At 40.2% G+C, this 25,646-nt stretch carries 29 protein-coding genes; 9 read left to right on the top strand and 20 right to left on the bottom strand.

Annotated elements, in window-relative coordinates; genetic code table 11:
• Positions 1–5: 5 nt before the first annotated feature.
• The 3 genes from ND855_RS02910 to ND855_RS02920 all read right to left on the bottom strand — a co-directional run bounded on the left by ND855_RS02910 (position 6) and on the right by ND855_RS02920 (position 2,017).
• Positions 6–641 carry a toxin-antitoxin system YwqK family antitoxin gene (locus ND855_RS02910; RefSeq protein ID WP_265357120.1) on the bottom strand — a complete coding sequence of 212 codons (636 nt, stop codon included), beginning with the start codon at positions 639–641 and terminating at the stop codon, positions 6–8.
• On the bottom strand, positions 613–1,515 hold the full coding sequence (locus ND855_RS02915) for a YHYH protein (protein ID WP_407658730.1): 903 nt from the start codon (positions 1,513–1,515) through the stop codon (positions 613–615). The genes ND855_RS02910 and ND855_RS02915 overlap by 29 nt, the downstream gene beginning before the upstream one ends.
• A 112-nt stretch (positions 1,516–1,627) precedes the next feature.
• Positions 1,628–2,017, bottom strand: coding sequence for an FKBP-type peptidyl-prolyl cis-trans isomerase (locus ND855_RS02920; protein WP_265357122.1), 390 nt, complete (start codon positions 2,015–2,017; stop codon positions 1,628–1,630).
• Positions 2,018–2,100: 83 nt separating this feature from the next.
• Here ND855_RS02920 and ND855_RS02925 point away from each other — a divergent pair, with 83 nt between their 5' ends.
• On the top strand, positions 2,101–2,415 hold the full coding sequence (locus tag ND855_RS02925; protein ID WP_265357123.1) for a HepT-like ribonuclease domain-containing protein: 315 nt from the start codon (positions 2,101–2,103) through the stop codon (positions 2,413–2,415).
• 4 nt (positions 2,416–2,419) lie between these two features.
• Here the strand turns inward: ND855_RS02925 and ND855_RS02930 are convergent, their stop codons facing one another.
• Together ND855_RS02930 and ND855_RS02935 are read right to left on the bottom strand one after the other, a co-directional pair.
• Positions 2,420–3,553, bottom strand: coding sequence for a DUF1577 domain-containing protein (locus ND855_RS02930; protein WP_265357124.1), 1,134 nt, complete (start codon positions 3,551–3,553; stop codon positions 2,420–2,422).
• A 100-nt stretch (positions 3,554–3,653) separates the two neighbouring features.
• The gene (locus ND855_RS02935) at positions 3,654–4,214 is read right to left on the bottom strand and encodes a hypothetical protein (protein ID WP_265357125.1); all 561 of its coding nucleotides are present in this window, start codon (positions 4,212–4,214) and stop codon (positions 3,654–3,656) included.
• Between the two features lie 105 nt (positions 4,215–4,319).
• Between ND855_RS02935 and ND855_RS02940 the strand changes: the two genes are divergently transcribed.
• Positions 4,320–5,249, top strand: coding sequence for a patatin-like phospholipase family protein (locus tag ND855_RS02940; protein ID WP_265357126.1), 930 nt, complete (start codon positions 4,320–4,322; stop codon positions 5,247–5,249).
• A gap of 9 nt (positions 5,250–5,258) precedes the next feature.
• Here ND855_RS02940 and ND855_RS02945 read toward each other — a convergent pair whose 3' ends face one another.
• On the bottom strand, positions 5,259–7,439 hold the full coding sequence (locus tag ND855_RS02945) for a hypothetical protein (RefSeq protein WP_265357127.1): 2,181 nt from the start codon (positions 7,437–7,439) through the stop codon (positions 5,259–5,261).
• Here ND855_RS02945 and ND855_RS02950 point away from each other — a divergent pair.
• Positions 7,426–7,659: a hypothetical protein gene (locus ND855_RS02950; RefSeq protein WP_265357128.1), complete on the top strand. Its 234-nt coding sequence runs from the start codon at positions 7,426–7,428 to the stop codon at positions 7,657–7,659. The genes ND855_RS02945 and ND855_RS02950 overlap by 14 nt on opposite strands.
• 81 nt (positions 7,660–7,740) lie before the next feature.
• On the opposite strand, the gene ND855_RS02955 is transcribed toward ND855_RS02950, so the two are convergent.
• Positions 7,741–10,041 (bottom strand): Kelch repeat-containing protein, encoded by a 2,301-nt coding sequence (locus ND855_RS02955; RefSeq protein ID WP_265357129.1) that lies wholly within the window; start codon positions 10,039–10,041, stop codon positions 7,741–7,743.
• A gap of 265 nt (positions 10,042–10,306) precedes the next feature.
• Between ND855_RS02955 and ND855_RS02960 the strand changes: the two genes are divergently transcribed.
• Positions 10,307–10,591 (top strand): OmpA family protein, encoded by a 285-nt coding sequence (locus tag ND855_RS02960; RefSeq protein WP_265357130.1) that lies wholly within the window; start codon positions 10,307–10,309, stop codon positions 10,589–10,591.
• A gap of 40 nt (positions 10,592–10,631) precedes the next feature.
• Positions 10,632–11,027 carry an acyl-CoA thioesterase gene (locus ND855_RS02965; RefSeq protein ID WP_265357131.1) on the top strand — a complete coding sequence of 132 codons (396 nt, stop codon included), beginning with the start codon at positions 10,632–10,634 and terminating at the stop codon, positions 11,025–11,027.
• A 26-nt stretch (positions 11,028–11,053) separates the two neighbouring features.
• Here the strand turns inward: ND855_RS02965 and ND855_RS02970 are convergent, their stop codons facing one another.
• Positions 11,054–11,440 carry an LIC_11502 family protein gene (locus tag ND855_RS02970; RefSeq protein ID WP_265357132.1) on the bottom strand — a complete coding sequence of 129 codons (387 nt, stop codon included), beginning with the start codon at positions 11,438–11,440 and terminating at the stop codon, positions 11,054–11,056.
• Between ND855_RS02970 and queG the strand changes: the two genes are divergently transcribed.
• Positions 11,439–12,401, top strand: a complete 963-nt coding sequence (gene queG / locus ND855_RS02975; RefSeq protein WP_265357133.1) for a tRNA epoxyqueuosine(34) reductase QueG — start codon at positions 11,439–11,441, stop codon at positions 12,399–12,401. The genes ND855_RS02970 and queG overlap by 2 nt on opposite strands.
• On the opposite strand, the gene thiE is transcribed toward queG, so the two are convergent.
• The 10 genes from thiE to ND855_RS03025 form a co-directional block, all read right to left on the bottom strand.
• Positions 12,398–13,030: a thiamine phosphate synthase gene (thiE, locus tag ND855_RS02980; protein ID WP_265357134.1), complete on the bottom strand. Its 633-nt coding sequence runs from the start codon at positions 13,028–13,030 to the stop codon at positions 12,398–12,400. The two genes, queG and thiE, sit on opposite strands and share 4 nt — an antisense overlap.
• Positions 13,020–13,823, bottom strand: a complete 804-nt coding sequence (gene thiM / locus ND855_RS02985) for a hydroxyethylthiazole kinase (RefSeq protein ID WP_265357135.1) — start codon at positions 13,821–13,823, stop codon at positions 13,020–13,022. Before thiM ends, thiE begins: the two co-directional genes overlap by 11 nt.
• Positions 13,824–13,844: 21 nt before the next feature.
• Entirely contained in the window at positions 13,845–14,240 is a 396-nt protein-coding gene (locus ND855_RS02990) for a response regulator (protein ID WP_265357136.1), read from the bottom strand.
• A gap of 5 nt (positions 14,241–14,245) precedes the next feature.
• Positions 14,246–14,377, bottom strand: a complete 132-nt coding sequence (locus tag ND855_RS02995) for a hypothetical protein (RefSeq protein WP_265357137.1) — start codon at positions 14,375–14,377, stop codon at positions 14,246–14,248.
• Between the two features lie 58 nt (positions 14,378–14,435).
• Entirely contained in the window at positions 14,436–15,191 is a 756-nt protein-coding gene (map, locus tag ND855_RS03000) for a type I methionyl aminopeptidase (RefSeq protein WP_265357138.1), read from the bottom strand.
• 3 nt (positions 15,192–15,194) lie between these two features.
• Positions 15,195–15,398, bottom strand: a complete 204-nt coding sequence (locus ND855_RS03005) for a hypothetical protein (RefSeq protein ID WP_002978419.1) — start codon at positions 15,396–15,398, stop codon at positions 15,195–15,197.
• Between the two features lie 11 nt (positions 15,399–15,409).
• Positions 15,410–18,640 carry a SpiroCoCo family coiled-coil protein gene (locus ND855_RS03010; protein WP_265357139.1) on the bottom strand — a complete coding sequence of 1,077 codons (3,231 nt, stop codon included), beginning with the start codon at positions 18,638–18,640 and terminating at the stop codon, positions 15,410–15,412.
• Between the two features lie 83 nt (positions 18,641–18,723).
• A complete protein-coding gene (locus tag ND855_RS03015; RefSeq protein ID WP_265357140.1) occupies positions 18,724–19,359 on the bottom strand; it encodes a rubrerythrin in 636 nt (211 codons plus the stop codon).
• A 31-nt stretch (positions 19,360–19,390) separates the two neighbouring features.
• Positions 19,391–20,029: a hypothetical protein gene (locus ND855_RS03020; protein ID WP_407658696.1), complete on the bottom strand. Its 639-nt coding sequence runs from the start codon at positions 20,027–20,029 to the stop codon at positions 19,391–19,393.
• 8 nt (positions 20,030–20,037) lie between these two features.
• Entirely contained in the window at positions 20,038–21,294 is a 1,257-nt protein-coding gene (locus tag ND855_RS03025; RefSeq protein WP_265357142.1) for a 1-acyl-sn-glycerol-3-phosphate acyltransferase, read from the bottom strand.
• Between the two features lie 47 nt (positions 21,295–21,341).
• Between ND855_RS03025 and lmtA the strand changes: the two genes are divergently transcribed.
• The 3 genes from lmtA to ND855_RS03040 are packed head-to-tail and all read left to right on the top strand — an operon-like array spanning position 21,342 to position 23,248.
• Entirely contained in the window at positions 21,342–22,103 is a 762-nt protein-coding gene (lmtA, locus tag ND855_RS03030; protein WP_265357143.1) for a lipid A Kdo2 1-phosphate O-methyltransferase, read from the top strand.
• Positions 22,104–22,109: 6 nt separating this feature from the next.
• On the top strand, positions 22,110–22,364 hold the full coding sequence (locus tag ND855_RS03035; protein WP_108959421.1) for a hypothetical protein: 255 nt from the start codon (positions 22,110–22,112) through the stop codon (positions 22,362–22,364).
• Positions 22,365–22,393: 29 nt separating this feature from the next.
• Positions 22,394–23,248, top strand: coding sequence for a hypothetical protein (locus tag ND855_RS03040; RefSeq protein WP_265357144.1), 855 nt, complete (start codon positions 22,394–22,396; stop codon positions 23,246–23,248).
• On the opposite strand, the gene ND855_RS03045 is transcribed toward ND855_RS03040, so the two are convergent.
• Both ND855_RS03045 and ND855_RS03050 read right to left on the bottom strand, forming a co-directional pair.
• Positions 23,211–24,239 carry an AAA family ATPase gene (locus ND855_RS03045; RefSeq protein ID WP_265357145.1) on the bottom strand — a complete coding sequence of 343 codons (1,029 nt, stop codon included), beginning with the start codon at positions 24,237–24,239 and terminating at the stop codon, positions 23,211–23,213. The genes ND855_RS03040 and ND855_RS03045 overlap by 38 nt on opposite strands.
• A complete protein-coding gene (locus ND855_RS03050; RefSeq protein ID WP_265357146.1) occupies positions 24,236–25,645 on the bottom strand; it encodes a phenylacetate--CoA ligase family protein in 1,410 nt (469 codons plus the stop codon). Before ND855_RS03050 ends, ND855_RS03045 begins: the two co-directional genes overlap by 4 nt.
• Position 25,646: the final 1 nt, after the last annotated feature.

The following is a 25,646-nucleotide window of genomic DNA, read 5'->3' on the forward strand; positions in this document are numbered from 1 at the left end:
ACTTATCAAAGTTTGGTGGTGGTGTTAGGAGAGTTAATGCCCGTTTGGTTCACTGTCTCTTCTGGGATGGGATCACAGAGTTTACTCCCTGGACGGCCAAAACTTTCTCCCGATTCCAAAAACACTTGGTTCAAATAAATTTGTCCCCGTTTGTTCCATTTTTTCACCACCTTGGGTTTCCCAGAAGGGAAGAAGGTTTGGTAGGTTGCCAATTGTCCATTGTCAAAGTATTCAAAATGTTCGCCGACAGGGACTCCCATTTCATATTCTGAAGATTGGCGGATTTGGCCCGATGGGAAATACAAGGTTTGGGTTCCATGTTTTTGCCCGTACCGAATGTGCCGAGATTCGAGTAAGACACCCGAAAAGGATTTTACCGTATAACTTCCGTGAGGTACACCTTTGTAAAATTCGGTTTCATAGGTTTCGGCAAGGACGGTATTTTCGGCCACGTAAAACCCATTGAATGGTTTTCCCTTGTACAATAGAAAATGGTTTTGGTCTTCCGAAAGGTCTTTGTCCCCTTGTTTGACCGTTTCTTTGCCACAAGACAAACAAAGGAAAAACAAAAGAGAAACAAAGACAAATCGAAGTGGGAACAACAAGATCCTGTTAGTTGGAAACCGTTCCTGGTGTTCCATGGAAATAAGAACCGATTAAAGTATTGATTGTTGCAGTTGAATCATACGCATAATGGTAATGATAAATTCCAGAAGGAAACAAAACAGTTGCAGCAGTATGTCCATGATTTGTGTCAAGTGCTGGACCAACATTTCCAGGCGTATCATCGTCGGCAGTGCTGGCAGTTCCATTATCACATTTTAAACCATAAACTGGGTAGCCATCAATTAACATCCCAATCAAATTTGCATTGTCATTAGTAACATTCAAAGGTTGTGAGTGGTGGTGGTAGATCCCTGCATTTTGTGGGTGGCCATTGTACTTATCGAATGTTTGTGCTTCTGTGGATAGAGTATCAGGGGCAGCGGCAGCGTTATTAAAAATAGCAAGACCATTCACAGTAATCCCAACGGAAGCATACCCACTTTGAGTTCCAGTGAGTGGATTTGATTTGGCAGCAGGGGAACTAGGAATCGTATACACCAAACACTGAGACGAAATTTGGTTGTTCCCCGCAGATTTTTGTCCATTCGCAAGAGCTTCGTATCGAGGAGACGTCGAACCAAAATAAAAACTTTTGTTATTTGGGATATTTTGGGAACGGAATACATAATTACTTCCGGATACAGTACCCACTGCACATTTAAAATTGTTACGGATCCAAGCAGGTAAGTCAGCTGACATAGAAGAGGTCATACCAGTGATACAATCTGTGTTTGTATCCAAAGTGGCAGTAGAAGCCACAACAGTGGTTCCTGTGTATGCTGAATTGGCACAAATTCTAGAAGCTGCTACAGCTAACAAGAGTAAGGTATCTTCATCAGAGTCTGATTTGGGTTTGCAGTTTGTGAGGAGAAGTACGAAGAGTACGAGAAGAGAGGTGGTCGCTAAAATTTGTTTCCTTTCCATAGAGGAAACAGCATAGAATGATTCTAGGTCTTGTCAAGGAATTTCCCCAATCGAAATTCCTTGCTTTCGAATCTTCGAAACTAGTTAAGTCTTTGTACTAATAGATCTTTAATAGTTCGACTTCAAAGATGAGTGTGGAATCAGGAGGGATGTTTCCCACACGTTTACTTCCATACCCAAGTTCTGGAGGGATGATGAGTTTTCGTTTACCACCCACACGCATGCCTTTGATCCCTTTGTCCCATCCCTTCACCACTTCCCCAGCACCTAAATTGAATTCAAAGGGACGGTTGCGGTCTCTGGAACTATCAAATTTGGTTCCGTTTTGCAATTTGCCTACATAATGAACAGTCACATAAGAACCAGAAAACGCTTCATCCCCTTTGCCAATGACAAGGTCAATGATCTGGAAATCTTTTTCTGCGGAAGCGATGGGGAGAACCAAAAGAAACAGTATCGAAATCAAAATGGAAAGGAATGGTTTCATATCTATCGAAAGGGTAAAGAAACGGCAGAACTTTGCCAATGAAAAAAACTAGCCTAGGGAACTTCGAATTTTAAGTTGAAACCATGTTTCATGAATTGGTCTTTTATTGCAAAGAATTGGAAGCTTTTATTTTCCGAAATCAAATCCAAGAATTCAAAGAAGGGGAACATGATAGTTTTTTTGCAGAAGAAATGTTAAAAACCATTCAAACGGAATCTTTAAAAATTCCGAATTCGGAAAAACAAAAGTACCCAAATCTTCCTTGGGAAAAAATGGATACCATGTGGCAAAAGGATTTGGCAAGAGCCTATGATTACATCGACTTAAAGATGTTATACTATGTTTGCGCTTACGAAATTCCCAAATTTACAAAAACAATCAAATTGGAAATTCGTTAAAAAATTAGGCAGCAGTCCTGCCATTGTTTTTGATGATTTCAATGTTCTCTTCAAAACGAACTTTTTCGGCATAGGTTCGTTTTCCAGAAAATTCCACTCCCACAAGCAAATCACCTGATTCTTCTTTATGAGACCAAGCAATTTTCCCAAAAAAACGGAAAGGGGTTTGGAGTTTGAATACCAATTCTAATAAAATTCCTTTTTGTTTGGGTAGAGTTTCCACCAAACTGCTGTTTGTGATTCTTAGTTTGAGACCTGTCGTAGATAAGTCGATGACTGGAAATTTTTCCACAGTTGTCATCAAGTTTGCATCTTTGATCCTTTCGATCATTTCTGCAATTTGTGTTTGGTAAAACTTTAAATCGTCTTCGGTGATGTTTTTGTCTTTGGTTTGTAAGAAATAATATCCAATTGGTATAATTTCTTCTAATTCGTTTTTGTACAAAATGGGTAATATAAGTTCTGATTTGATTTTTTTATCACGAGCGGCGAACGCAAGTTTGTCGGCATTCTCTTCGATATCTTCTTCGTAATTTAAAAAACCTTCTTCATCCATTCGGTAACTTTCTGGATTAGTTGCATCTTTGATGAACAAAATTTTTTGAGTTGATTTCACAACATCAAACTTACGTTCCATTCCCGATTTAAAAATATCCATGATCCCAGCTTCACCAGAACGAACCATCATACGTTTGCGATAGTCTTCAAAGTTCACACGTACAAGTGTTGGGATATTAAACATATTGGCTTCGATGATGGTTTTGGAACTGACGATGTTGGTTACATTGACCATTCCTTCTTCGGTGATGGTAAATCGAGGGTTTAACCTTTCTTTTTTTGCAATAAGTACTTTTTCGACCTTTAATTGGATTTTATGTGGGGCCAATTGTTTGACAAAGGTACAATGGAGTTCTAGATAACGAGCAAGTAACTTGGAAAGAACAATAGTAGTTCCCTCACCAATAGGCCAAACTTCAGCCCATTGTACAATAATTTCTTCACCACCAGGCACTTCTTGTATAACCGTCATGGTTTGCACCTGACCGTTACAATTGGCTTTCATTTCCTGGTTCATTAAATAGTGTAAGATCACATGGTTTTTTTGTTCTTTGCCTGTGATTTGGTCCATTGGTCGCATAGCTAATTTCCAAGTTCTATTCTATAGTAACGGGAAATAAATTTCCCATCTATTGGAAAGTAAAGTCCATCCGCATCTCTTTGGCAAGAAAAAGGATTTTTTAAAGAAGGAGTAAGTGTTTTTTTTCTGTGAATTCATAACAGAAACGAATCCACGAAAAATGATTTTGTAAGTGAGAAAACTCGGGAAGGTACTGAGATAAAAATGATTCGCAACGTTTCTCGCGTTCATTTTGTTTTTTTTCCATGACAGTTGTTAGATCATAAATTGTTTTTTCGTATATGGCTTTGTCCATATAACCTGCAAGCATAGCCTGTTTTAAAAATTCATTTTTTTGTTTCCACTCACTTGGGGAAAGTACGGGGATTGATTGGATCTCCATCCAAAACTCTTTGAGAACAGTTTCTATCTTAGGGATTTCCTTCTTTATGCCTTCACATTTATAATACAAAGTGCGAAGGTGGCTTTTAGCATTTTGTTCGATTTCTGCCAAAGTTTCTTCTTGGAAGGGTGGGAATAATTTCGGAAAGGAAAATGTATACACAGGTCCTGAGTAAGGGACATACATTTCCAATTGGTAAAAGGAATTGGTAGACCATTGTAAGGTTCCCTTAACAGAATCACCTTCGACTTCGATTTCAATGGTGCGAATTCCGAGCATACAAATCAATTGCCTTCGTAGCGATTTTTATTGTCCTCTTTCCATTTTTTTTGAATCCTTTTTGCAACCAAATCTGGGTGGGAAGACTCTGGTATGGAGAGACCTATGACTGACCAAAATCCGAACCAAACTCCCAAAATTCCCAAGGCAAAAGGGACAAAACGGGCCCTGTTAGTGGAAGGTGGTGGCATGAAGGGAGCCTTTTCGGGTGGTGTCCTTTATGCTTGGAATCGGTTCTTAAGACCAAATTACTTTGATTTGGTGGTGGGTGTCTCCTCTGGAGCTTGTGCTGCGGCGTATTATGTGTCGATGCCAAAAGTGGAACCTGTGAAAAGTGAAAAAGCACTTGGGGTTTGGTACAGAGATCTCTCCGGCCGTAAACTCATTTCCTACTTTCACCCATTCCAAGGGAAAACATTCTTAAACCAAGAATACCTCATTGATTTTATCTTTCGTAAAAAAGTTCGTTTGGAATCCGAAACGTTGGATTCCAAAAAATTGCCTCATTTTGTCATTGCTGTTAGTAATTTACACACACATTCCATTGAATACATCAAAGCAACATCAAGTAATGTTTTTGATTTATTAAAAGCGGCAACATCTTTGCCAATTGCAACTAGAGGAAAACACATGTTAAATGGGAAATTGTATTCAGATGCAGCCATCCTCAATCCTCTTCCCATCCAAGATATCATTGAAGCTGGTTATAAAGAAATTGTAGTGATTATGAATTCACCAATTCGTCATATATCAGGGCCACTCACTCGCCTAACAAGTTTACTCGCCTTCCCAAAACACAGAACCATCCGAAGGATGATGCGTAAACTCCACCATTTTCATTTTAATTTAGCGAGAGAAATTGTGGTAAAACCTCCGAGAGGAGTAAAGATCATCACAGTGGCTCCTGACGAACCACTACCTGTCAAACTCACGACCACCATTCGTACTAAATTGTACAAAACAGCCTTACTCGGTGTCAAAAAAGGAGAGGAAGCCATTCAATTCATTCTCAAACGTAAGAAAAAAACAAAATAATTGTTTGTCTTAGTTGTTAGGTGGCTCTGTTAAGTCGGTTAAAAAGAATCCACCATATGGTTTGTTGAAGGCATGGATAAATTCACCACCAACATGCCATTTCCCATTCCGATACATACTGACAAATACCGTATTATCAGGGTTTGGTGCCCAGTTCACGATTGTATTTGTTTTTGATTGGAACGCTCCTGCATAATTGGAAGTTGTTGAGCCATTGAGTCCCGTAAACGATCCACCTACAAAAAATTTTCCATCCGCACCAGGTGTGATGGTATTCACAAAACCATTTGCATAAATGGGAGAAGGGTTTACATAAGATTGTGTGCCTAAATCAAAAATTGCAAAGTTTGGAAAACTCCCAATCCCTGAAATTGATGTGAAGATCCCTCCTAAATAAATTTTCCCTTCATACAGGCTTTGTGTTGTCACATCACTCGATGGATAATTGCTTGTGGAAGGTAAGGAAATGGCTGTTCCATTCACTAAATCAACTGCACGGTAGTTGCTGATGGTATTGTTTCCATTTAACGTTGTGTAAAGCCCTCCTAAAAATAGGGCATCACCGATCACAAGCATGGAGGTGGCACTATTGGCTCCGATGTTTGGGTTCCAATTGGTGAGTTGGAATGTATCAGAAGAAATGGCAGCAACTCCGTTTCGTGTTTGCCCAGACACAGTGGTCATCCCCGTTCCGCCAAAGAAAATTTGGCCATTGGCACTTGTGATGGTTCTGATTTCAAGCGAAGGGTCTGTGATTTGTAAGTTAGTCGGATTTAATTCGTAAGTTGGTAAATTGAGAACTGCAAATCCTCTTCTCGCAATGCCATTGATGGTTTCAAAACTGCCACCAAGATAGAGATGATTGTCTTTTACATGAATGGATTTAATTGGATAATCGAATTGAGGAGTACCATCAATGGGAGCACCAGACGCTTCATCAATCACAACAAAATTTCTTTTTGCTTGGACATTCACTGATGATTTAGCATTTGTTAGTGCTATGGCACCTCCATAAGGTATGATGGCACCACCAGGATTTGTAACAGGTTCTTCCAGGGAAGGATTCCAATTGTTTAGAGTACCACTGGGCAGATCAAAACCAGCTGCATAATTTCTGGGAATCCCTTTCGCATTTGTGAATTGGCCAAGGGCATACAATTGGTTCCCGATGATTTGTATGGTAGATACCGATTGGTTTACACCAAACGTATTATTGGTAACAGTTCCCGATTGGTTATCCACTGCAACAAGACCGTTCGTTGTTGCCGCTCCTGTAACAGAAGTAAACGATCCACCTAGATACACTTGATTTTCATACTGTTGGATGGATTCAACAGTGGCATTGGGATTTGGGTTCCAAGTTGTTAATGTCCCATCAGGATAAAAGGCTACTGCGTTATTTCTAGGTGTTGTAAAACTCCCACCCACATATAAAATTGGACTTCCTTGGAAATCAGTACCCATATACAAATCAAATGCGGATCCGGAACTGGAGAGTTGGCTTGTAAAACTAGAATCGATACTCCCAGTGGATGCAGATAGTTTCACAATCCCAAATTTAGAGACTGAATTGACTGTCTGGAAACTTCCTCCCACAAAAAGGGAAGACCCAAAGGATGTGATCGCATAAACAAAGTTATCGATATTCCCTGCATTAAACCCACTATTCAATTGGCCAGTATATCGATTTAAAGAAGCAAGATTACTTTGAGTTCCAGATCCCCAAGAGCCAAAAAAACCACCTACATATAAATTATCACCAAGTAAGTGTAAGGCGTAAATGGAACGCGAAGGATCCGAAACTGGATTAAAATTGGGATCCAATTGGCAACCGGGTAGGATATGGGCCACTTGGCTTCTTGCGTACCCTTGGACATGGGTGAATTCCCCTCCAATGTAAAAACCACCACTGCCATCCGATACGGCGGTGTAGGTGGCTCCCTTCACTTTTAAAAAAGGACAAAAACGACTGGGGACGGCAGCCCCTGATTGAGGGTGTAATACAGAGACACTTCCTGTCGCAAGTCCAGCTAACGTAAAATCACCTGCTATCAATAGATGATTCCTGTAGGATGTCATGGCATATACTTTTGCGGGTGGACCAAACACCCCTCCATACAAACCAAACTCTTCGTAAAATGGAAAGGCAGGAAGGCAAGAGGGAGATTTATCACCAGTGGCAAATCTCATAAGGGATGCCAGAAAAAAAGATTTGGACTCAACATCACAAGTGCTTTCTAAGGGTGATGGTTTGCATAAAGTAAAGGATAGTGTGAAAGAGAAAAGAATCAAAAGCCGAAGTGAAATTCGGAAAAATCGAACCATTCACTCCATTCTAAAAATGGTCTTTGCTTGTCGACTGTTTTGGAGGGGAACGTTTTGTCGTGGGATCAATGACATTTGGTTTTAAGGATATGAAATGGACTATCCATTTGTGATAGGAGATCATTTTGATTTTATTTTTATACTCCAACTAACGAGAAGTTGGTTCTCATTCAGTTAATGTGGTTCTGACGAGCCCTCCATTCAATTCACGAAGAGCCACACTAAAGATCCCACCTAAGTAATACCTTCCATTTTTAAACATGGATGTGTAAACAACATTGGTAATTCCCGCATTCCATTGGTACATCGAATTGGTAGATGATTGGTAAACGCCAAAGGTATTGAATTTTGTATCTCCGTTGATGTTTGCAAAGGATCCACCATAAAACACATTTCCATCTGGATAGGCTTTTACAGAATTAACCATATTTTCTGCTGAAACTGGATTTGGTTGGAGGTATGTTTTCGTACTAAGGTCGTATACAGCTGCATTATTAACCGTACCAACCCCGGTCACAGAGGAAAAAAATCCACCAATATAAATTTTGGAATTCGCATAAGTTAGGCTATAGACAAGACCACCGGGTAAAGTAGAAGAACTTGGAATATCCAATCTTGTTCCATTCAGTTTGTCGACTGCTTGTAAATTTTGGTAACCACCAACTCCATTGATTTGGGTAAAACTTCCTCCAATGAATACAAGGTCGTTCACAACGAGGATACTTTCTCCACTACTTCCACCACCTAAATCTGGATTCCAAGTACTTAAGGAAAGGTCAGATAAGTTTAAGGCAAATACTCCATTTCTTGTTTGGCCATTCACTGTGCCTAAACTGATCCCACCAGCATACACTTTTGACTCATCACTTGTAATGGTACGGATTTCGGGAGAACCAGACAGAACAATATTCGTGGAACTTACTTGGTAATGGGGTAAATCTAAAATGGCAAAGGAAGTTCTTGATTGGCCTCCAATATTTGTAAACGTTCCTCCCACAAACAATCGATTTCCATTCACATTCATTGATTTGATCGGATAATCAAAGTTAGGAGTTCCTTCAATAGGTGCTCCCGTGTATTCATCGATGACTGCAAAATGATTTCTGGGTACTACATTCACAGTCGATCGGTCAGACGTAACGAATATAATCCCATTCCCGGCAGATAAAAAAGTAGACCCAGGGTTACTGATCACACCTTCAAAATTTGGATCAAAGGGAGTCACAGATTCATTTGTTAGATCAAGGGAAGCCATTGAAATTCTAGGGATTCCTTTTACAGTTGTAAACTGACCACTGATGTACAAAGTATTTTCAATGACTTGTAAGGAAGCAACGTATGCATTTAGTGCATAATTGTTGGTGATGATTGTGCCAGTATCCTGGTTTACAGCAGCCATATAAGAGGCAACTGTTCCACCGTTTATCGTTGTGAACCCTCCACCCAAGTAAATTTTGTTTTGGTATTGTTGGACTGAGTTCACTTGTGCATTGGGATTTGGGTTCCAATTTGTCAAAGTTCCGTCTGGAGTCACAGATAGAGCATAATTCCTGCTAGGTGCAGTGAAGTCCCCAACGATAAACAGATTGGGGCTACCTTGAGAATCGGTTCCGAAATGTAAATCAAGACAAGATCCTGTCGTAATCGATGGGTTAAACGATGTATCGACAGCACCATTGGCGAATGAAACTTTTGCAATTCCTCGTTTGGTGATACCACCTATCTGTGAAAAACCACCACAAACATAAAGAGAATTGAAGATCGTATCTAAATCAAAAACTGTACTATCTATGTTTTGGACTGAAAACGATGTATCAATGTCACCAGTATAACGATTTAATCGAACTAGGTATTTTTGGGATGTGTCTCCCCAGGAAGTAAAGTCTCCTCCCACATACAAGTGTTCACCGTTCAATGATAAGGAATAGATGAGACGAGAATCTGTGATATCTCTCGGGACTTTAAAGACACGGTCCACTTGGCAACCGGGTAAGATATGAGCAACAGCATACCGAGCTTCCCCTTGGACGGCATAAAATTCTCCACCGATATAAAATCCACCTCCTCCATCGGGGATGGCAATCAAGGTAGTGCCCACAATTTTAAGATAACGACAATACCGGTTTGGTACCACTTTCCCATTTGATGTTTGTAAGAAGGCAGCACTCCCCGTAGAAGGTCCCATCAACTGAAAATTTCCACCAATGATGATTTGGTCTTTGTAACTTGCCATCGCATTCACACCCACATCACCTGACGGAGCTTGGAAAACTCCCCATAGGTCCTGGAAATCAAAAGAGGGAAGGCAAGAAGGAGATCGATCTCCAGTGACAAAACGAATGAGTGAACCAAGTGCATAACCATTTGATTTTCCATCACAGGCATTGGACAGTTCAGGTGGTTTGCATTGGAAGAGCACAACATAGAACAAAACATAGGTTAGAATCTTAGATCGTGTTGTACCCATAAGGAGGATTTTACCAAACGGGAAATATATTGTCTAGCGGTTTGTTAGATTCCAATCTCACTTTTTCTAGTCTAATCCGTGTATGTATTGGATTTCCCTAATCTTGGTTAGTTTGTTCGTTTTTCTCTATTGGCTTTGGCCAAAAAGAAACAGACCGCGGATAAAAACTGTTACTCCATCGTACAATTTGTCCTCATCACAAACAATAGAACCAATCTCCCAAATGGTAGAAAGTGTGGTCTATTTCCCTGCGGGAGAATCTAAATTGGAACATCAGGAAATACGAAAACTCAAAGAATGGATGAGCCCTTTTTTAAAACTAACGTTAGATTCAGTACTACTTGTGGGTTCAGCAGACACATCGGGCAATTTGGCAAAAAATCGAAAATTGGCAAAAGAAAGGGTCCATTACATCCGCCAAGTTTTGGTCTCATTGGGAATTGATCCTGATGTGATCCAAACTGACTCCTTGGAGCCAATTTTTGGGAGAACAGCAAAAGAAAGAGAAAGGTTTCGATCCGTTGGAATCAAACTTTCTATTTTAGGATAAGGGTGACAAATCTGAATGTCATAGCATTTTTGTCAGAGAGATGATCCGAACTGAAATCCAAATACGATTTAATGATATGGACCCGATGCGAAGAGTGAATAACGCAAGTTATTCGGCGTATTTAGAGTTGGCAAGACTTGATTTTTGTAATCGCTATTTATCTGTTACAAGCTTAGAAGACATTCCCTTTGTCTTAGCACGTGTGGAAATGGATTTGGTATCTTCTGTTTTGCCAGGAGATTCCATCTATGTAAATACTTGGGTTTCTCAAATTGGAAATAGTTCTTGGGAATTTTCATATGAAATCAAAAACCAAAAAACAGATGTTTTGTATGTAAAAGCAAAAACAGTCCAAGTGTATTTTGATTACAGAGGAAAGAAAAAATTACCAATTCCAAAAGAATTCCGAATGAGTTTGGAAAAGGAAAGGATGTGATGCAAGGACTACCTTTCCGATCAGTATTAAAACAACTCTTTGGAATCAAAATGTTTCCACTCCCAATGGTAGGCAGATTTATCTCCAAACTGGATGCATTCCTCTAACCAATTTGATTCCACTTCCGGTTTGAGAGTTTCATAGGTTTCGATAATGGTGCGGATGAGTTCCTTGTATTCAGGAACAATTTCTGGTAACAGGGGATCCGTTTCTCTGTTTAAAAGGCGGACCACCGATTGTAAGAGGGCAAAATAGATCCCTTTTTTTAAGAGATCTGGTAATTCTTTTGGCAAAGGAACCAGGGCTTCTAGTTTTTGAAAATGCGGGATGAGTTTTGGAACCTGGACCAACAAATGGCTTGGCAAAAGGTTTTGGATTTTTGTAAGATACACTTCATTCTCTTCATTTGCCATGGAACCATCCCACCTTCCTATCCAATCTCAAATCAAGTCGCTTTGTGAAAAAGAAGGATTTTCCTTTGTTGGATTTACAAAAGCGAAAATCCCAGCAAAAGACCTAGCGTATTTGGACCAGTGGATTTCTGAAAAAAAACACGGGAATATGGACTGGTTTGCCAAAGACCATGCTCTTTCCATTCGCAATCGATTTGAGAATTTGGGTTTTAAACCCACATCGGCCATTTGTTTGGGATTTGTTTACCGATCGACTGAAGGGGAAGGCCTTTTAGCTCGTATGCAAAGGAAAGTATCTCGTTATGCTCTTGGTACTGATTACCATATTGTATTACGAAAAAAAGGAAACCAAATCCTAAAAGAACTGAAGGCACTGTACCCACAAAATCATTTCCGCCAATCTGTTGATAGTTTGCCCATCGCCGAAAAAATTCTCACAAGAGAATCAAGGATCGTATGGCAAGGGAAACATACAAACCTTATCCATCCAAAGTTAGGATCTTATTTCTTTCTATCCATCATACTCACCGATTTAGAGTTAGGTGAAACTAATCCAGAGGAAACCACAACTGACCATTGTGGGAGTTGTAGGCGTTGTTTGGATGTATGCCCAACAAATGCCTTGGAACCATATAAGCTCGATGCATCCAAATGTATTTCGTACCTTACCATCGAAGATAGAACTCATACAGAAGTCACAGATTCTTTTTTAAAATGGGATAAACAGGGTTGGGTGTATGGTTGTGACCTTTGCCAAGAGGTTTGCCCTTGGAATGAAGGCATCGCCAAACGAAACCAAGTAGAAACGATGGAACCTAGTTTTTTACCCAGGGAATTTTGGAAGGATCCATCCTTCCAAGAGAAACAGACGTTATCCGAAGAAGAGTTCCAAACTTATTTCCAAGATTCACCAATCGAAAGAATAGGGGTTTCGATTTGGAACCGAAACCAATCCACTTAAAACAAATTTCGTAAGGTTTCAGTCGCGAGTTTCGGGTCCTTTGCAGAACAAATCGCACTCACTACAGCGAGTGAATTGGCACCTGCCTCGATCACATCCTTTGCATTGTCTAAATGGATCCCACCAATGGCTACAATCGGGAGAGTCGATTTTTCTCGAAGCCATTGAACACCTGCTAGGCCCCATGCGGGTTTTGTATTGGTTTTGGTTTTTGTATCGAATACGGGTGAAACTGCCAAATAATCGAGAGTTGGATTGGGATTTTCTTTTTGTAAATTTTCCCAATCTTCTTTTGTTTCGATGGAAAGACCAATGATCGCCCTTTCTCCAAGGAGTTTCCTTGCAACATTCCACGGTAGGTCCGATTGGCCCAGATGGACACCATCAGCTCCCGATGCCAAACAGAGATCCACTCGGTCATTGATGAGGAGGGGAACTTGGAAAGGGCTTAGGATTTTTTTTAAGTGGATCGCAAGTTCTAAAAATTCTCGGGTTGGGGTTTCTTTTTCCCGGAGTTGAACAAGGGAAACTCCACCATTCGCAGACAAACGAACAACATCTTCTAAACGATGGTGGATACAAAGAGGCCTATCTGTCACCAGATACACCCCTTGGATTTTATTTTGCATTTAACCTTTGTTTAATGGTATCTGCATTCAGTTCATACAGGGCATCAAGGAATGCCACTTGGAAACTGCCTGGGCTGGAAGTTTTGGTTTTTGCCATCTCACCAGCAATTCCCATCACTGCCATCGCAGAAGTTGCCGCACGGAACTGGTCTTTTTGTACCGCTGCAAAGGCACCACAAAGTGCAGAAGCTGTACAACCAAGGCCTGTCACCTTTGTCATCAGTGCATCACCATTGGAGATTTGGGCTTGGATTGTGCCTTTTAAGATATAATCAGTGGCACCAGAGATGACTACCACACCACCTGTGACATTGGATAAAGACTTCCCTGTGTCCACAGCGGACTCGGAGGAATCAGTTGCATCCACACCTTTTGTTTTTCCGGAAGATGAAAGTGTAGATAAAATTTCTGATGCATTGCCTCTGACAATACTTGGGTGTCCTGCATCCAAAATTCTTCGAATTGCCGTATTACGAATGTTACTTGCTCCTGCACCCACTGGATCTAAAACCAATGGTTTGCCAATGGTGACAGCTTTTTTAGCTGCTTTTTCCATACTTTGGATCCAAGGTTCTGATAGAGTTCCAATATTGATGACAGTTGCCGAACAAATTGTAACCATTTCTTCCACTTCTTCAATGGCATGAGCCATAATGGGAGAAGCACCAATGGCAAGAAGTGCATTTGCAGTGTTATTCATCACAACGTAGTTGGTAATATTATGAACTAAAGGGACTGTTGAACGTAGGAGTTCTAAATCTTCGATTGTATTTTTTAAAATGTTTTGGGACATACGGAGGTTTCCTAGGAAAACCTAGGCAATCTTCGTTATAGCGTCTTCTACTTTTTTGATTAAATCCGATTCCGACCAAGGTTTGTTTAAAAAACTATGGAGATCCACTTCCCCTTTTAATTGGTTTAGGGAATGTTCATCAATGTGTCCGGAAATAATTATTTTTTTGATTTTGGGGTAGGTTTTGTGTACTTCGCGTAAGAATTCATCACCACGTTGGTTCGGCATAAGCCAATCCGAAATGATGATGAGGATATTGATGCCTTCTTCTGCTAATTCTTCAATGATGGACCATGCCTCTTCTGTATTCTGGGCAGTTTCATAACGATACTCGTTCCCAAAATGTTTTTTCAGCTGAGATTTCAAACTCATCAATATGATTTGTTCGTCATCGACGAAGAGGATGGCACGGTTCATTGGAATTATTTTCCGTCGTGTGGGCACTCAAGCAATTTGTCATGGCCTGGGCAGGAACGTTTTTCTTTTCCTGGGCAAATGGCAAATGCAGAAGTAACAAAAAATAAAATGGATACTAAACTCACTGTTAATTTCATACGAAATCCTCTCTCTCGATTAGACGACAATTGGTTGGGGAATGCAAGAACGTTTTCTTCAGACTTTGGTTAGAATTTCATACCCTTTGTCTGTGACAAGGATGGTATGTTCGAACTGTGCTGATAATTTTCCGTCTTTGGTACGGACCGTCCATTTGTCAGAACGATCAAAATTCACTTCCCAAGTTCCCAAATTGACCATCGGTTCTACGGTAAAAATCATACCTGTTTCCATTTTGGCTAATTTTCGGGGAGAACGAAAGTGGGGCACTTGTGGTTCTTCATGGAAATTTCTTCCTACACCATGGCCCATTAGATCACGAACGATTCCATACCCCATTGGGGTTAAAAAATCATCAATGGCGTTCCCGATATCATCAATGCGGTTCCCCGGTTTGATTTGTTCGATTCCAATCCACATGGCTTTTTCGGTATCAGCTACCAGTTTTTCAGCTTCGGGAGAGGTTTTTCCACCCACAATAAAGGTTTTGGAAGTGTCTCCGATGTAACCATCCACAATGGGAGAGACATCTAAATTCACGATGTCACCGTCTTGTAAAACGTCTTCTTTTTTGGGAATCCCATGGCAGACCACTTGGTTGATGGATGTACATATGGATTTCGGGAATCCTTTGTAACCGAGTGGGGCAGAACGGTGTCCGTTCTTTTTGGTATAGGTTTCTGCGATATCGTTGAGTTCCAAAGTGGAAACACCCGATTTCACAAAGGGTTCCAAATAAACGAGGAGTTCGGCGGCAAATTTACCCGCCTTCCTCATCTTTTCAATTTCTGATTTGTTTTTGATATAAATCACGGATTAGAAATCAGTCGACCGAACCGTTGTTCTTTTGTTGGCAGAAGTTCTTTCGAGAGCTTTGTCGATCAAACGGTAAATTTCTTCGTTGATACCGTCAATGGCATCCCCGGAAGTCATAAATCCCTTACTTTTGATGTAAGCTTTCACTTTAGAAGTGACAATAAGGGATTCTTTCGACGTTGTTTCTGTTTGTTCTTCGGACATGGATACCTCGGTTATTTCTTTCTAACTCCGAGGATGGTATCCACGAGGGATTTTTCAATATTTAATTTTTCACTAATTGCCTCGGAAGACCACTGGTAGTTGTCGTGAAGGCTCTGGATGGTCGCTCTTTTTCGCTCGACCAAGGGATTTCCCGAATTTTTGCGGTCCATTTTGGGGGAAGCGGTGGGATTTTGCATCGCTCCTTGCACAATGTCCAAAAATTGGGAGAGTTTTTCGAAGGTTTCGTCTGCTTCCCCAAGGAGGGATTCCAAATCATCCTTGGTGTCCTTTGTGGAATCCTTCAGGTCTTCCAAACGTTTTTGCAGGGTGAGGATTTGGCGGTGGCGGTCCGATAGGTCACCTAGCAGTTCTTCGATTTTGTCAAATTTGCGTTCGACGGAATCAATTTGTGCTTCTCGTTCCACAAGGAAAGAAGTGCGGTTCTCAGCTTGGCGGATGGTTTCTGTGAGTTCTTTTTCTCTCGCTTCCACCACGTCGATTTCGCGGTCGAGGATGTCGAGGCGAGCTTGTAATTCCCGTGCATTGTGTTTTTGACCTTCCAAGTTTTCCACCAAATGGAAAACAGAATCTTGTGACTCTTGGAGTGAAGACAAAAAGGATTCGATTTTGGATTGTTCTTTTGTAAGATTTGTCACTCGAGATTCGATGGACGTAATCTCTGTTAGACTCTGTTCAAACCCTTCCATAGTTTCGGAAACATGGACTAAATTGGATGCAAGGATTTGGATTTGTTTATCAATGTCTTCTGATTGGAACTGTGCTTCTTTCAATGCCTCAAGTTCGTTTGCGATTTGAGATCTCATTTCGCTGAATTCAGAGATGGCAGATTGTACAAGTTCCAAATCTGGTTTTCCTTTTTCCAAGGAACGTAAGGCTTCTGAAATTTCTTCCACTGCTTTGTTTGATTCGTCTGCAATTTGTTTGGCGGATGCAAATAAATCAGAGTGTTCTTTGACAGTTTCAAGTTCACTCGATAAAGTTAAGATTTCTTCTTTGAGTGATTCCAGTTCGTTTTGGAAACCAGATAAAGTTTCTTCTTTGGTTTCGTTTAAGGATTCTAATCCATTTTGGATTTCATATTTGAGATCATGGAAACGGTTCAGGCTGTCCTTTAAGAAATCTTGGCTTTCTTTTGCAATTTCTTTGAAGGATTTTTCGTAATCCCTTTGGTAAGTCTCAATTTGTTTTTTGGATTCGTCTTTGGAACGTTTGATACTTTCTTCTAGGTTGCGACGAACTGTATTTAGGTGATTCGAAATTTTTTCTTCCAATTGACCAAGTTGGACATTGCCTTTGTCGAGAAGTTTGGTAAGTTGGTGTGAGATTTTGGAATCGATGGTTTCGTTCAAACGATCCATCTTCTCTTCTTGTAAATTGAAAAAAGATTCCCCAGATTCTTCTAAGTGTTTGAGAATCCTTTCGACTTCACTTCGTGCCAGTTTTGCTTCTTCTTCCAATCGCGAGATACTTTCTTTGGTTTTGGATTCGGCTACAAGTTCCAAATTGGATTTTGCTTTTTGGAATTGGTTTTGGAATTCACCAAGTAAGTCAGCGCCTTCCACATGGATTTCTTTTAAGCGGTCTTGGAGTTTTTCAATGCTATAATTTTGGTCTTCGCGGATCCTTCCAAGTCCTTCTTCCCATTTGCTCACAAATTGTTCTAAATTCGCATTCGCGATACGGATTTTTTCTGTGACAATGGTTTCGGATTCTTTGGCTTTTTCTTCTGCTGTTTCTAAGATTTCGTGAGCGGATTCGCGGAGTGCAGACTTCAATTCTTCTACGTATTCATCCACATCTTTGGTTTGTGCCGTGATGGTTTCGTTCAGTTCTTTTACTTGCGATTGAATAGAACTTAAATCTGATTCCATTTCATGTTTTTGGATTTTGAAATCAGAATGCATTCTCTCTTCTAACTCTTTTTTGAGTTCAAAAAGAGAGGATTTGATCACCATCTCTTGGCCAGAACGAACCGTTTCAAGTTCACGATCAAATTCTTTTAACTCTTGTAATGCGCTTTTTTTGAGAGTGTTTGCTTCTTCTCTGAGTTCTTCTGAAATTCTATGAAATTCTTCGGAGAAGGCTTCGATTTCACGGATGAGTTCTTGTTTGCGGATGTCTGCTTGGCGGAGGAGTTTATTCTCTGCTTCTAAGTATTTTTCTTGGAATTGGATGATGGTTTGGTTGATTCCATCCGCTTGCCTTCTGGTTTCATTGATGATGTCATCTCGTTTGGAAAGTGTTTCGAGAGAGAGGTCTTCAATCTCACGTTTGATCGCATCCGTTTCTTGGCTTAGACCTTTCATAAATGAATCTTTGGTATGGCTTACTTGGTCTACGATTGATTCAAAACGTTCTTGGATTTTTTTCTCAAGGAGTGATACTTTCTCTTCTACTTTGGAAGATGCTCTTTGGTATTTTTCTTCTAACCTTTCATCAAACTTATCTACTTTGTCTGAAAGTAAGGAAGATGTGTCTTCAAACTTCGTGAGCCGAACATCCAAGTCACCTTGTGCATACTTCATGGATTCGAGGAGTAAATCCATTTCTTTTCTCGCATGGTCAAGTCGGCCCGCTGTTTCATTCACCATTACATCAGCATGGGTTAATAATTTTTCTCTAGCGGTTTCTGCAATTTTAGAAAGGGAATTGTCGAGGAAGTCTGATTTGGTTTCGAGTAGGCTTTCGAGTTCCACCATCTTTTGAGCAACGGATTGTAAAATTTCATCACTACGTAAGTTTAATTTGTTTTGGAAAGTATCTAACATCGAAATGGATTCGTTATGAAGTGCTTCCATATCTTCTGATACTTCACGTAACTCACGTTTGTGGGTATTGATTTGGGAGAGTCCTTCTTCCATGTATTGTTTTTCACGGCGGACTTGGTTACTCAAATCTTGGATTTGTTCCATTTCTCCCGAGAGAGAAGAGAGGTAATCTTTGCTTGCTCTGATTTTTTCGAAGAGGTCTCTCGATTCGGCACTTAAATGTTGGATGTCTTCTGCGACTTTTCGTGATTGTTTGACAAGGATATCCAAATCAATCCCAGCATCCTTGACCATTTGGATCTTTTGGAGGGCGACACCTTGCATTTCTTCCGTGAGTTTAGAGGCATACCTCTTTAATTGGGACAGTTTGGTATTGGATTTGTCCAAACGACGGAGTCCGATGGTCACGGCTACACTCGCCAAAAAAGGCAATAAAAAGACTTCTAATCCCATTTTCTCAAAGATCCAATAATAGTATTATGTCGCATGAAGATGGTTGAAGGAAACCAGTCTCGGATTTTTTTCGCAAGCCTTTTTTAATTTAGGGAGAATTCGCTGATTTGGCGCCAAAAACGGGCGAAAATTTTCGCTTCTTCCTCTTCCAACTGGGCAAGCCTTTCGGAAGCATCTGGGTCCAAACGGAACATTTCTGCGCTCATCTCGGACAAATGGCCTTCCTCTTCTAGGATGAGGTTGGTTAGGCGGATAGGAGAACCGGACTCGTTCAAAATTTCGTCATACGCGGTGTAGATGACCATGGCACGTTTTTCAATCACGGTTGTGGTGTACAAGTAAGCAAGGTAAGTGAAGGTTTTTTCCTCTGGGAAAACTTTCCTTAAGTTCCTGCGTACCAGGGTGTCTAGTTTTGCGAAATAAATTCTTGCAGCAGTCCCTCGAACCAGTGAGGAGTTTTGGTACCCAGAGCGGAACTCAGGTTGGATCGTCCTTGCGGCTTTTTTGAAAAAGAGGGCATGCCTTGCTTCTTCTGTGGCATGGCGTAGAATCATTTCGGAGGTATCTTCGCTTGATTGTGTGAGAAGGATTTTTCGGGATCCGATGTGTTCGAGGAGGGAGAGTGTGTTCAGCCAAAGAGCATGGTTTGTCTCATTTGTGATGATGGCTTGTAAAACTTTTGGGATCGAATCGTTTTTTGTCTCTGTCACTTGGCCCATACATCCAAGTTGGAAAACCAGGGATTCTCTGCTAGCCTTTCTTTAACGGAATACTGAGTTGGGCAATGGTTTCACCGTCTTCATGGTAGATGCGAAACTGGTCTGTGGGAAGGCCTTCCCCTTTGAGGAGGATGATACAAAGAGCGATCCCAATCCCTTCCCCTTCGGAATTATCACCCCTTTCGATGTAGTATTCCATGATGTCGTTGTAATTTTGTGCATGCAGAAGGGAGTTTCTGATTTTTTGCATTTCCCCACGCACTAACATTGAATTGTTGCGGATATCAAATTTGATTTGGGTTTCATTGTGTTCGATTTTGACATGGACATACAAATTTTTTTCACGAGCAAGAGGCTCAAAACTATTTCCCCTACCTGAAAGGATGAGGCTTTTGTACATCCGAACACCTAATTCGTAGTCGGCGGGAGATTGGATGTCGAGTAGGTTTTCTTGGAAAAATAATCGTTTGAAATTGGCTTTGAATCCATTCAGGATCAAATCTTTGACAATGGTAAAAAGAATCGCAGATAGGTTTTCAATTTTGTATTTATTTGTTAAGGAATCGAGTAATTGCACTAAATTTTCATCTAAATTTTTGGAAGCACCATAGGCGGAAAATTCCAAGGGACCAGGTGATTTTAACCAGTCCTCAATTTGAGATGACGACATTTGTTCCATTAAAAAATATACTGGCTCGGGAATAGTGGATTTGATTTGGACTTTTCATCTACTAACATAGATTGTAACTCATCTCTTAGACGTTCGGTAATGTTGTCTATTGTTTTCTTTTTGTCCTCCTTATAAGAACCAAGATAGTCATTGATCTTAAATGGTTTTCCTAACCTAACGATTGCTTTGTGGGGCCTGGATTTTGTTTCACCCAAAATTTCGTTTTCGTAACGGTACAAAAATTCATACAGGCGTTCTGGGCTCGGTAATTCTTTGATATAAGCAGTTTGGATGGAGATAAAATCGTAAGCTTTTGTGGCGGCATTCCTTGCCCACCTTGCCATTTCCAAACTAGGGAGTTCTCCATTGGGATCAGGCATACCAACTGAAACCATTTCGAGAACACTGAGTATCTTTCTCAGTTTTTCGATTGCATTGGCATCTCCGTCCCATTTTGGGATGTTCGCTTTTCTTGCGATATTATCTAACATGGCATGTCGCATCCGACCCAATCGGTAATCAAAATCATCTGCTTTACTTTCGTCAACGGGCACACCATATTCTTTTTCTTCCCGTTCCATCATTCGTTTTCCCACTGATAAAAATCGGTGCACGATGTCCTTTCCCATTTTGGAAATTCCGAGCCTCTCTTCCATTCTGGTCAAACTTTGGTCGATGTCTCGTTGCATGGATTGGATGGAACTCGTCATCCTATATTTGATGAAAGTAGGGAGTACCCAGATAGTTGCATTTGGATCTTGTTTGAGTGCGTCTTCCAGTCCCCAAATTCCCAGTTGGGCCACTCCTGGTTGGAAGGGCAGAAGGGTATCATTCATTCCACTTGTGGGTTCCCCTTCTGGAAACAGAGCTAGTTTTCCAGAGTTGTTTGCAAGGATGGATCTTGAGGCTTTTAAGGATTCGCGGTCAGGTGCACCAGCTAACACGGAGTATGCTCCAATTGACTGGATAAAATCACCAACAAACCCATACCCCCATTCAAATACCTCCCTTGCTGCCATGTAATGAAAACGAGATCCCATAATGTTTGCAACATGGAAGGCAACACCCGGTTCTTTGGTTGTAGGATGGTTGGAAATGTACACCAGGCGTTCTTTTTGTAAGGATTTTAAAGTTTTTATGTCATTTTCAGAGATTTCAATCGAATCGATATTGTGAACCAATTTGTTGAGAAGAGGTAGTGTCAGATCGGTAAACCAAAGAGCAGGGAGATTGAACTTTGCAGGAATGAAGGATTTGATTGACATAGGACGAATGCTGACAGCTTAATCAAAGGAAGCAAGTACGATTTAACATGGCACTTATAGAAGAACTCAACCAACAAGGCAATTTTCTCTTCCGATGGCGCTCCTACATTCCTGGAGTCATTTTGTTCCTTTCCTTACTGTATCTACCGTATGTTCCTTATTTCCAAGGGAACTATATGTCCAATTTGTATTGGTTAACAGCTGCATTTGTAGTTAGTTTAGCAGGTCTTTTTGTAAGATGTTTTACCATTGGTTACACTCCCAAAAATACATCCGGGCGAAATACAAAACAACAAGTAGCAGATGTCGTCAACCAATCAGGGATTTACTCTCTTGTGAGACATCCCCTTTATGTGGGAAACTTTTTACTGTATTTGGGACCTGTCCTCATCTTACGGGACTTTGCTTTTGCATTAGTTTACATCATGTTCTTTTACTTATATTATGAAAGGATTATCTTCGCTGAAGAATATTTCCTTCGTGGTAAATTCAAAGATGCTTATTTGAAATGGGCAGACAAAACACCAGCATTTATCCCTCGTTTGTCGGGTTATGTAAAACCGAATTTGGATTTTTCTTTTCGTAACATTTGGAAACGAGAATACCCAAGTTTGTTCGGAATCATCGTTGTGTTTACGGTGTTTGATTTAATCCAAATTTATTTCCAAGAACCAAATTTACGAGCAGTTGACATTGTTGGGATCTGGAAACCATTTCATACTTGGTTTTTTGGTTTTGGACTTGTGTTTTATGTTGTCACACGTCTGATCGTAAAGACCACCAAACTTTTAGAAGTCGATGGACGCTAAATTTCGATGAGTCGTTTGTCCAATGGATGGAAAGTTCCTGAGTCTTTAGAAGACAAAAAGGAACTTTTGGAATCCTACCAAAAGACGGTAGAAAGTATGGAAAGTGAAAATCCACTGACCATCTTTCGGGAACATATGGACAACGGCTTACTTTTCAAAGCTGGGTTACAAGATGCGATGAACCAACTCACCACTTTTGCGAACCTCTACATGAGTATCATCGAGCTAAAAGATGAAATCAAAAAACAAACCAATGTTTAATGGTGATAAAACAGTCACAAAATTAAGGAATGGACATTTTATCCCTTTATCAAGGTAAAACCTACAAAGGTTCTCTTTCTAACGAATCAAAATCGTTTTTAAACCCAATCCACAACTATATCAAAGAAGAATTTTCGAAAGGAATTCCAACGATTGAAAGCTCCGCAATTGCGTATCCTGAATTACAAACTTCAATGGCAAACATCCGTTCTAGGATTTACGAGAATGTTTCCATCAAAGGATTTTTGTTCCCCATTTTAGAAGAATGGAATGTAGATACAAATGATGTGTATGTAGATTTATTTCGACTCCGTTGTGTTCCCAATGGATTTCATACGCTAGAATGCGCAAAATCTGTTCAGTACATCCACCGTGACCCTTGGTATGCCAATCCACAAAACCAAATTAACCTTTGGCTTCCGATCACAAATGTTGAGTTAGGTTCTGGATTTTCATTGTATCCATCCTATTTTGAAAAGCCCATTTCAAATAATTCTTCTTTGTTTGAATACGAACACTGGAAAGAAACAGGTGGATTCCAAACGAATACAACCCACCCGCGAATTGGCGAAAAAATATTCCCACAACCATTAGTGGAAGTAAATGATCCAAATCCACTTTCGGTGTATGGTGATTTTGGAGATTATTTTATCTTCGCATCACACCACTTACACGGAACAAATGATAATACACAAGGGTACTCTCGATTTACTTTGGAAGTAAGGTTCGTCATTGGTGAACATACCGAACAACACTTAGGTCCGAAAAATATCGATAATGAATCCCAAGGTACTACACTTTTTGACATGAAACATCTATTGACTGGCGAAATTTTACCAAGTGAAGTCATTCAATCTTACGTAAATGAATCTGCTCTTTTGTGAATGATAAAGGATTGATTGGTTGGTCTTTGATTTGGTTCACAAACTCGATCGCAAGTTTTTCTCTTTCTAAAAAATTCCCTTTCACCAAAAAATAATCTCGTTTTGCCTCTTCCATCGCTATTAAAAATCGAGTTTTCATCTCCTCTCTTTCTTCACCTAAGTCCCGTAATTTGTCCTTTTCCCAAGGGATGTCGATGTCTAAAAATAAAGAGGCATCATAACGTAAACCAAGCGCTCGTTCGGTGAGCCAAGGGATTTCTGACTTGTAATACCGTTCCAAATAAACTTTTGTCGTAAGTAAATCCGTATCTAAAAATAAAAGCCCGTTGGAAGTTTTGGTTGTTTCGACCTCTGATAATAAGTGTCCTTTTGCGATTGGTAAAAAATCAGATTCTTCCATTGGACTTGGTTTTTTTTCTAAGTATTCTCTGGCAAATTCAGGGATCCAATTGGTTTGGAACAATTCAGCTAGTTTTTTCGCTAGTGTTGTTTTCCCCACCGATTCACTCCCCGTAAGTACAATTTTTTTTACAAAATAAGGTCGAATCGGTTCAGGAATGTATTCCCAATACTTCAGTGGGAATTCACGGATTTTTGTAGCAGAGATTGGAATTTGGTTTCTTCCAATATCAACAGGTATGTGTTTGCATCCTAAAACAGATGCTAGTGGGTCTCCATAGGTTTCAGATGTAAAGAGAGAATGAATGGGGTATGGCGAATGGGACTCAATGGTTTGTTTCCATATCTGCCAAAAATGGGGATGGTCTTCGGGGAATTGTGGGTTTTCATCTTTTACCCATATGATGTTTATGTTTTGAATTGGCAGGAGTTCTTTCATCCATTCAAATCGAAGTGCACCAGGAATGATTTCCTGATTTAAGGAACAAACAAGAACAGTCAAAACGTCGCATTGTTTTTTTGCTTCCCGTATCAAATGCAAATGTCCTTTGTGAGGTGGGTAAAACTTGCCTAAGATGAGTCCATGTTTCATGATTTTGATTCCCTTTGGGAAAGATAGGAATTGATAAAAACAATTTGTTTTTTTCCATCTAACGGAAAATTGGTGCTTATATTCACTTGAGATCCTTCTCCAAAAAGGGATTCAAGTTCTGCTTTAATTTTCGTTTTTTCTTTTTCCAAGTTGGATTCACTTATTCCTATCACCTCAGAAAGTGATAACCTACATTCCCATCTTACGTCCGTTATTTGTTCCACTTGGAATTGGTAAATGATGGGATTTTTTCTGAGAATCCTTGCCACATCAATTGGATTGATCGTTTCCCCGTTTGGTTTCTGAAAGTACACTGGTTTTCTGCCAGATAACAGGCGTAAGCGAGGAAAATGGTCCCCACATTCGCAAGTTCCATACTGGATTTCTCCTTGGTCACCAGTTCTATACCTAAGGAGAGGCAAGTAAGGATTCCTTCCACCTGTGAGGACAATCTCACCCACATTGCCAGTGGGGAGTGGTGTGAATGTTTGATTGGAGATCACCTCTAGATACAAATCATGTGGCAAAAGGTGCATCCATTCTGGATCTTTGGGACAGGAATAAGCGATGGGACCAGTTTCATTAAGCGAATAAAAATTGATAACGGGGCATTGGAAGTATTCAGATAGATTATTTCGTAAAGCAGGTGTTAACTCTAATGCGGTGGAGTGAATCGCTTCTGGTTTGTATTTGATACCCATTTTCATTGCCGATTCAAATGCATAAGGGTCTCCCGTTAAAATTTGTGGGGAAAATTCTAGAAGAAAGTTTTGTAAATCGGTAGTTTTGTTCCAAGAATTAGGATGGATATTGATTTTTGCAAATTTTGCTCCTCCCGCCAAACTATGGCAGGTGGCATATACAATTGTATTCACTTGGTAACAAAGTTGAATGGCAAAGGTGGACTTTGGAGAATGGATGGGAGTTACTCCAAATTTTCTTACACTATATTCAATAAGAGGCACATAACATCCAATCGCCTTGGGGTGGTTTGGTGCAAGGATGGGTTTTCCTGTTGTTCCAGAAGTGGGATTGATCACCATATCCTGTAGGTCGGCATCTATTGGGATAATGTCTACGATGTTTGTTTGTAAGTCGTCACGGTTTGTAAAGGGGATGGACTCAAAGTTTTGTTTCCAATGGATCCCTTCCAATTGTTTTCTAAAAAATATAGATGATTTGAAGTAAGTTTCGATAAAGGAGAGGATCGATTCTTTTGTCTGATACAGAGAATGTTCTTTTGCAGAGATTAGGTCATTCTGAAAGGATTTTACAAATTGAAATTCCTCTTCGCCAATTCGGTCCCCAATATTTGCATTCCACTTAGGTGAAAAACGTGATTCGAACATTTTTTGTAATTCGAGATCCCATTCCTCTCGTAAAAGTGGTGTTCTTTTTGAATCCAAA

It is taken from the genome of Leptospira paudalimensis (assembly GCF_026151345.1).
GTDB classification, from domain to species: domain Bacteria; phylum Spirochaetota; class Leptospiria; order Leptospirales; family Leptospiraceae; genus Leptospira_A; species Leptospira_A paudalimensis.

Excerpts from the sequence above, each read along its gene's own strand:
- ND855_RS03045 (WP_265357145.1), bottom strand. The coding sequence starts at position 24,239 with ATGAAACATGGACTCATCTTAGGCAAGTTTTACCCACCTCACAAAGGA.
- ND855_RS03035 (WP_108959421.1), top strand. The coding sequence starts at position 22,110 with ATGAGTCGTTTGTCCAATGGATGGAAAGTTCCTGAGTCTTTAGAAGAC.
- ND855_RS02925 (WP_265357123.1), top strand. The coding sequence starts at position 2,101 with ATGTTTCATGAATTGGTCTTTTATTGCAAAGAATTGGAAGCTTTTATT.
- ND855_RS02955 (WP_265357129.1), bottom strand. The coding sequence starts at position 10,041 with ATGGGTACAACACGATCTAAGATTCTAACCTATGTTTTGTTCTATGTT.
- ND855_RS03020 (WP_407658696.1), bottom strand. The coding sequence starts at position 20,029 with ATGTCGTCATCTCAAATTGAGGACTGGTTAAAATCACCTGGTCCCTTG.
- ND855_RS02990 (WP_265357136.1), bottom strand. The coding sequence starts at position 14,240 with ATGAACCGTGCCATCCTCTTCGTCGATGACGAACAAATCATATTGATG.
- ND855_RS03015 (WP_265357140.1), bottom strand. The coding sequence starts at position 19,359 with ATGGGCCAAGTGACAGAGACAAAAAACGATTCGATCCCAAAAGTTTTA.
- lmtA (WP_265357143.1), top strand. The coding sequence starts at position 21,342 with ATGGCACTTATAGAAGAACTCAACCAACAAGGCAATTTTCTCTTCCGA.
- thiE (WP_265357134.1), bottom strand. The coding sequence starts at position 13,030 with ATGCAAAATAAAATCCAAGGGGTGTATCTGGTGACAGATAGGCCTCTT.
- thiM (WP_265357135.1), bottom strand. The coding sequence starts at position 13,823 with ATGTCCCAAAACATTTTAAAAAATACAATCGAAGATTTAGAACTCCTA.
- ND855_RS02965 (WP_265357131.1), top strand. The coding sequence starts at position 10,632 with ATGATCCGAACTGAAATCCAAATACGATTTAATGATATGGACCCGATG.
- ND855_RS03025 (WP_265357142.1), bottom strand. The coding sequence starts at position 21,294 with ATGTCAATCAAATCCTTCATTCCTGCAAAGTTCAATCTCCCTGCTCTT.
- ND855_RS02945 (WP_265357127.1), bottom strand. The coding sequence starts at position 7,439 with ATGAGATTTGCCACTGGTGATAAATCTCCCTCTTGCCTTCCTGCCTTT.
- ND855_RS02935 (WP_265357125.1), bottom strand. The coding sequence starts at position 4,214 with ATGCTCGGAATTCGCACCATTGAAATCGAAGTCGAAGGTGATTCTGTT.
- ND855_RS02995 (WP_265357137.1), bottom strand. The coding sequence starts at position 14,377 with ATGAAATTAACAGTGAGTTTAGTATCCATTTTATTTTTTGTTACTTCT.
- ND855_RS02930 (WP_265357124.1), bottom strand. The coding sequence starts at position 3,553 with ATGCGACCAATGGACCAAATCACAGGCAAAGAACAAAAAAACCATGTG.
- ND855_RS02910 (WP_265357120.1), bottom strand. The coding sequence starts at position 641 with ATGGAACACCAGGAACGGTTTCCAACTAACAGGATCTTGTTGTTCCCA.
- ND855_RS03005 (WP_002978419.1), bottom strand. The coding sequence starts at position 15,398 with ATGTCCGAAGAACAAACAGAAACAACGTCGAAAGAATCCCTTATTGTC.
- ND855_RS03010 (WP_265357139.1), bottom strand. The coding sequence starts at position 18,640 with ATGGGATTAGAAGTCTTTTTATTGCCTTTTTTGGCGAGTGTAGCCGTG.
- ND855_RS03040 (WP_265357144.1), top strand. The coding sequence starts at position 22,394 with ATGGACATTTTATCCCTTTATCAAGGTAAAACCTACAAAGGTTCTCTT.
- queG (WP_265357133.1), top strand. The coding sequence starts at position 11,439 with ATGGAACCATCCCACCTTCCTATCCAATCTCAAATCAAGTCGCTTTGT.
- ND855_RS02920 (WP_265357122.1), bottom strand. The coding sequence starts at position 2,017 with ATGAAACCATTCCTTTCCATTTTGATTTCGATACTGTTTCTTTTGGTT.
- ND855_RS02970 (WP_265357132.1), bottom strand. The coding sequence starts at position 11,440 with ATGGCAAATGAAGAGAATGAAGTGTATCTTACAAAAATCCAAAACCTT.
- ND855_RS02940 (WP_265357126.1), top strand. The coding sequence starts at position 4,320 with ATGACTGACCAAAATCCGAACCAAACTCCCAAAATTCCCAAGGCAAAA.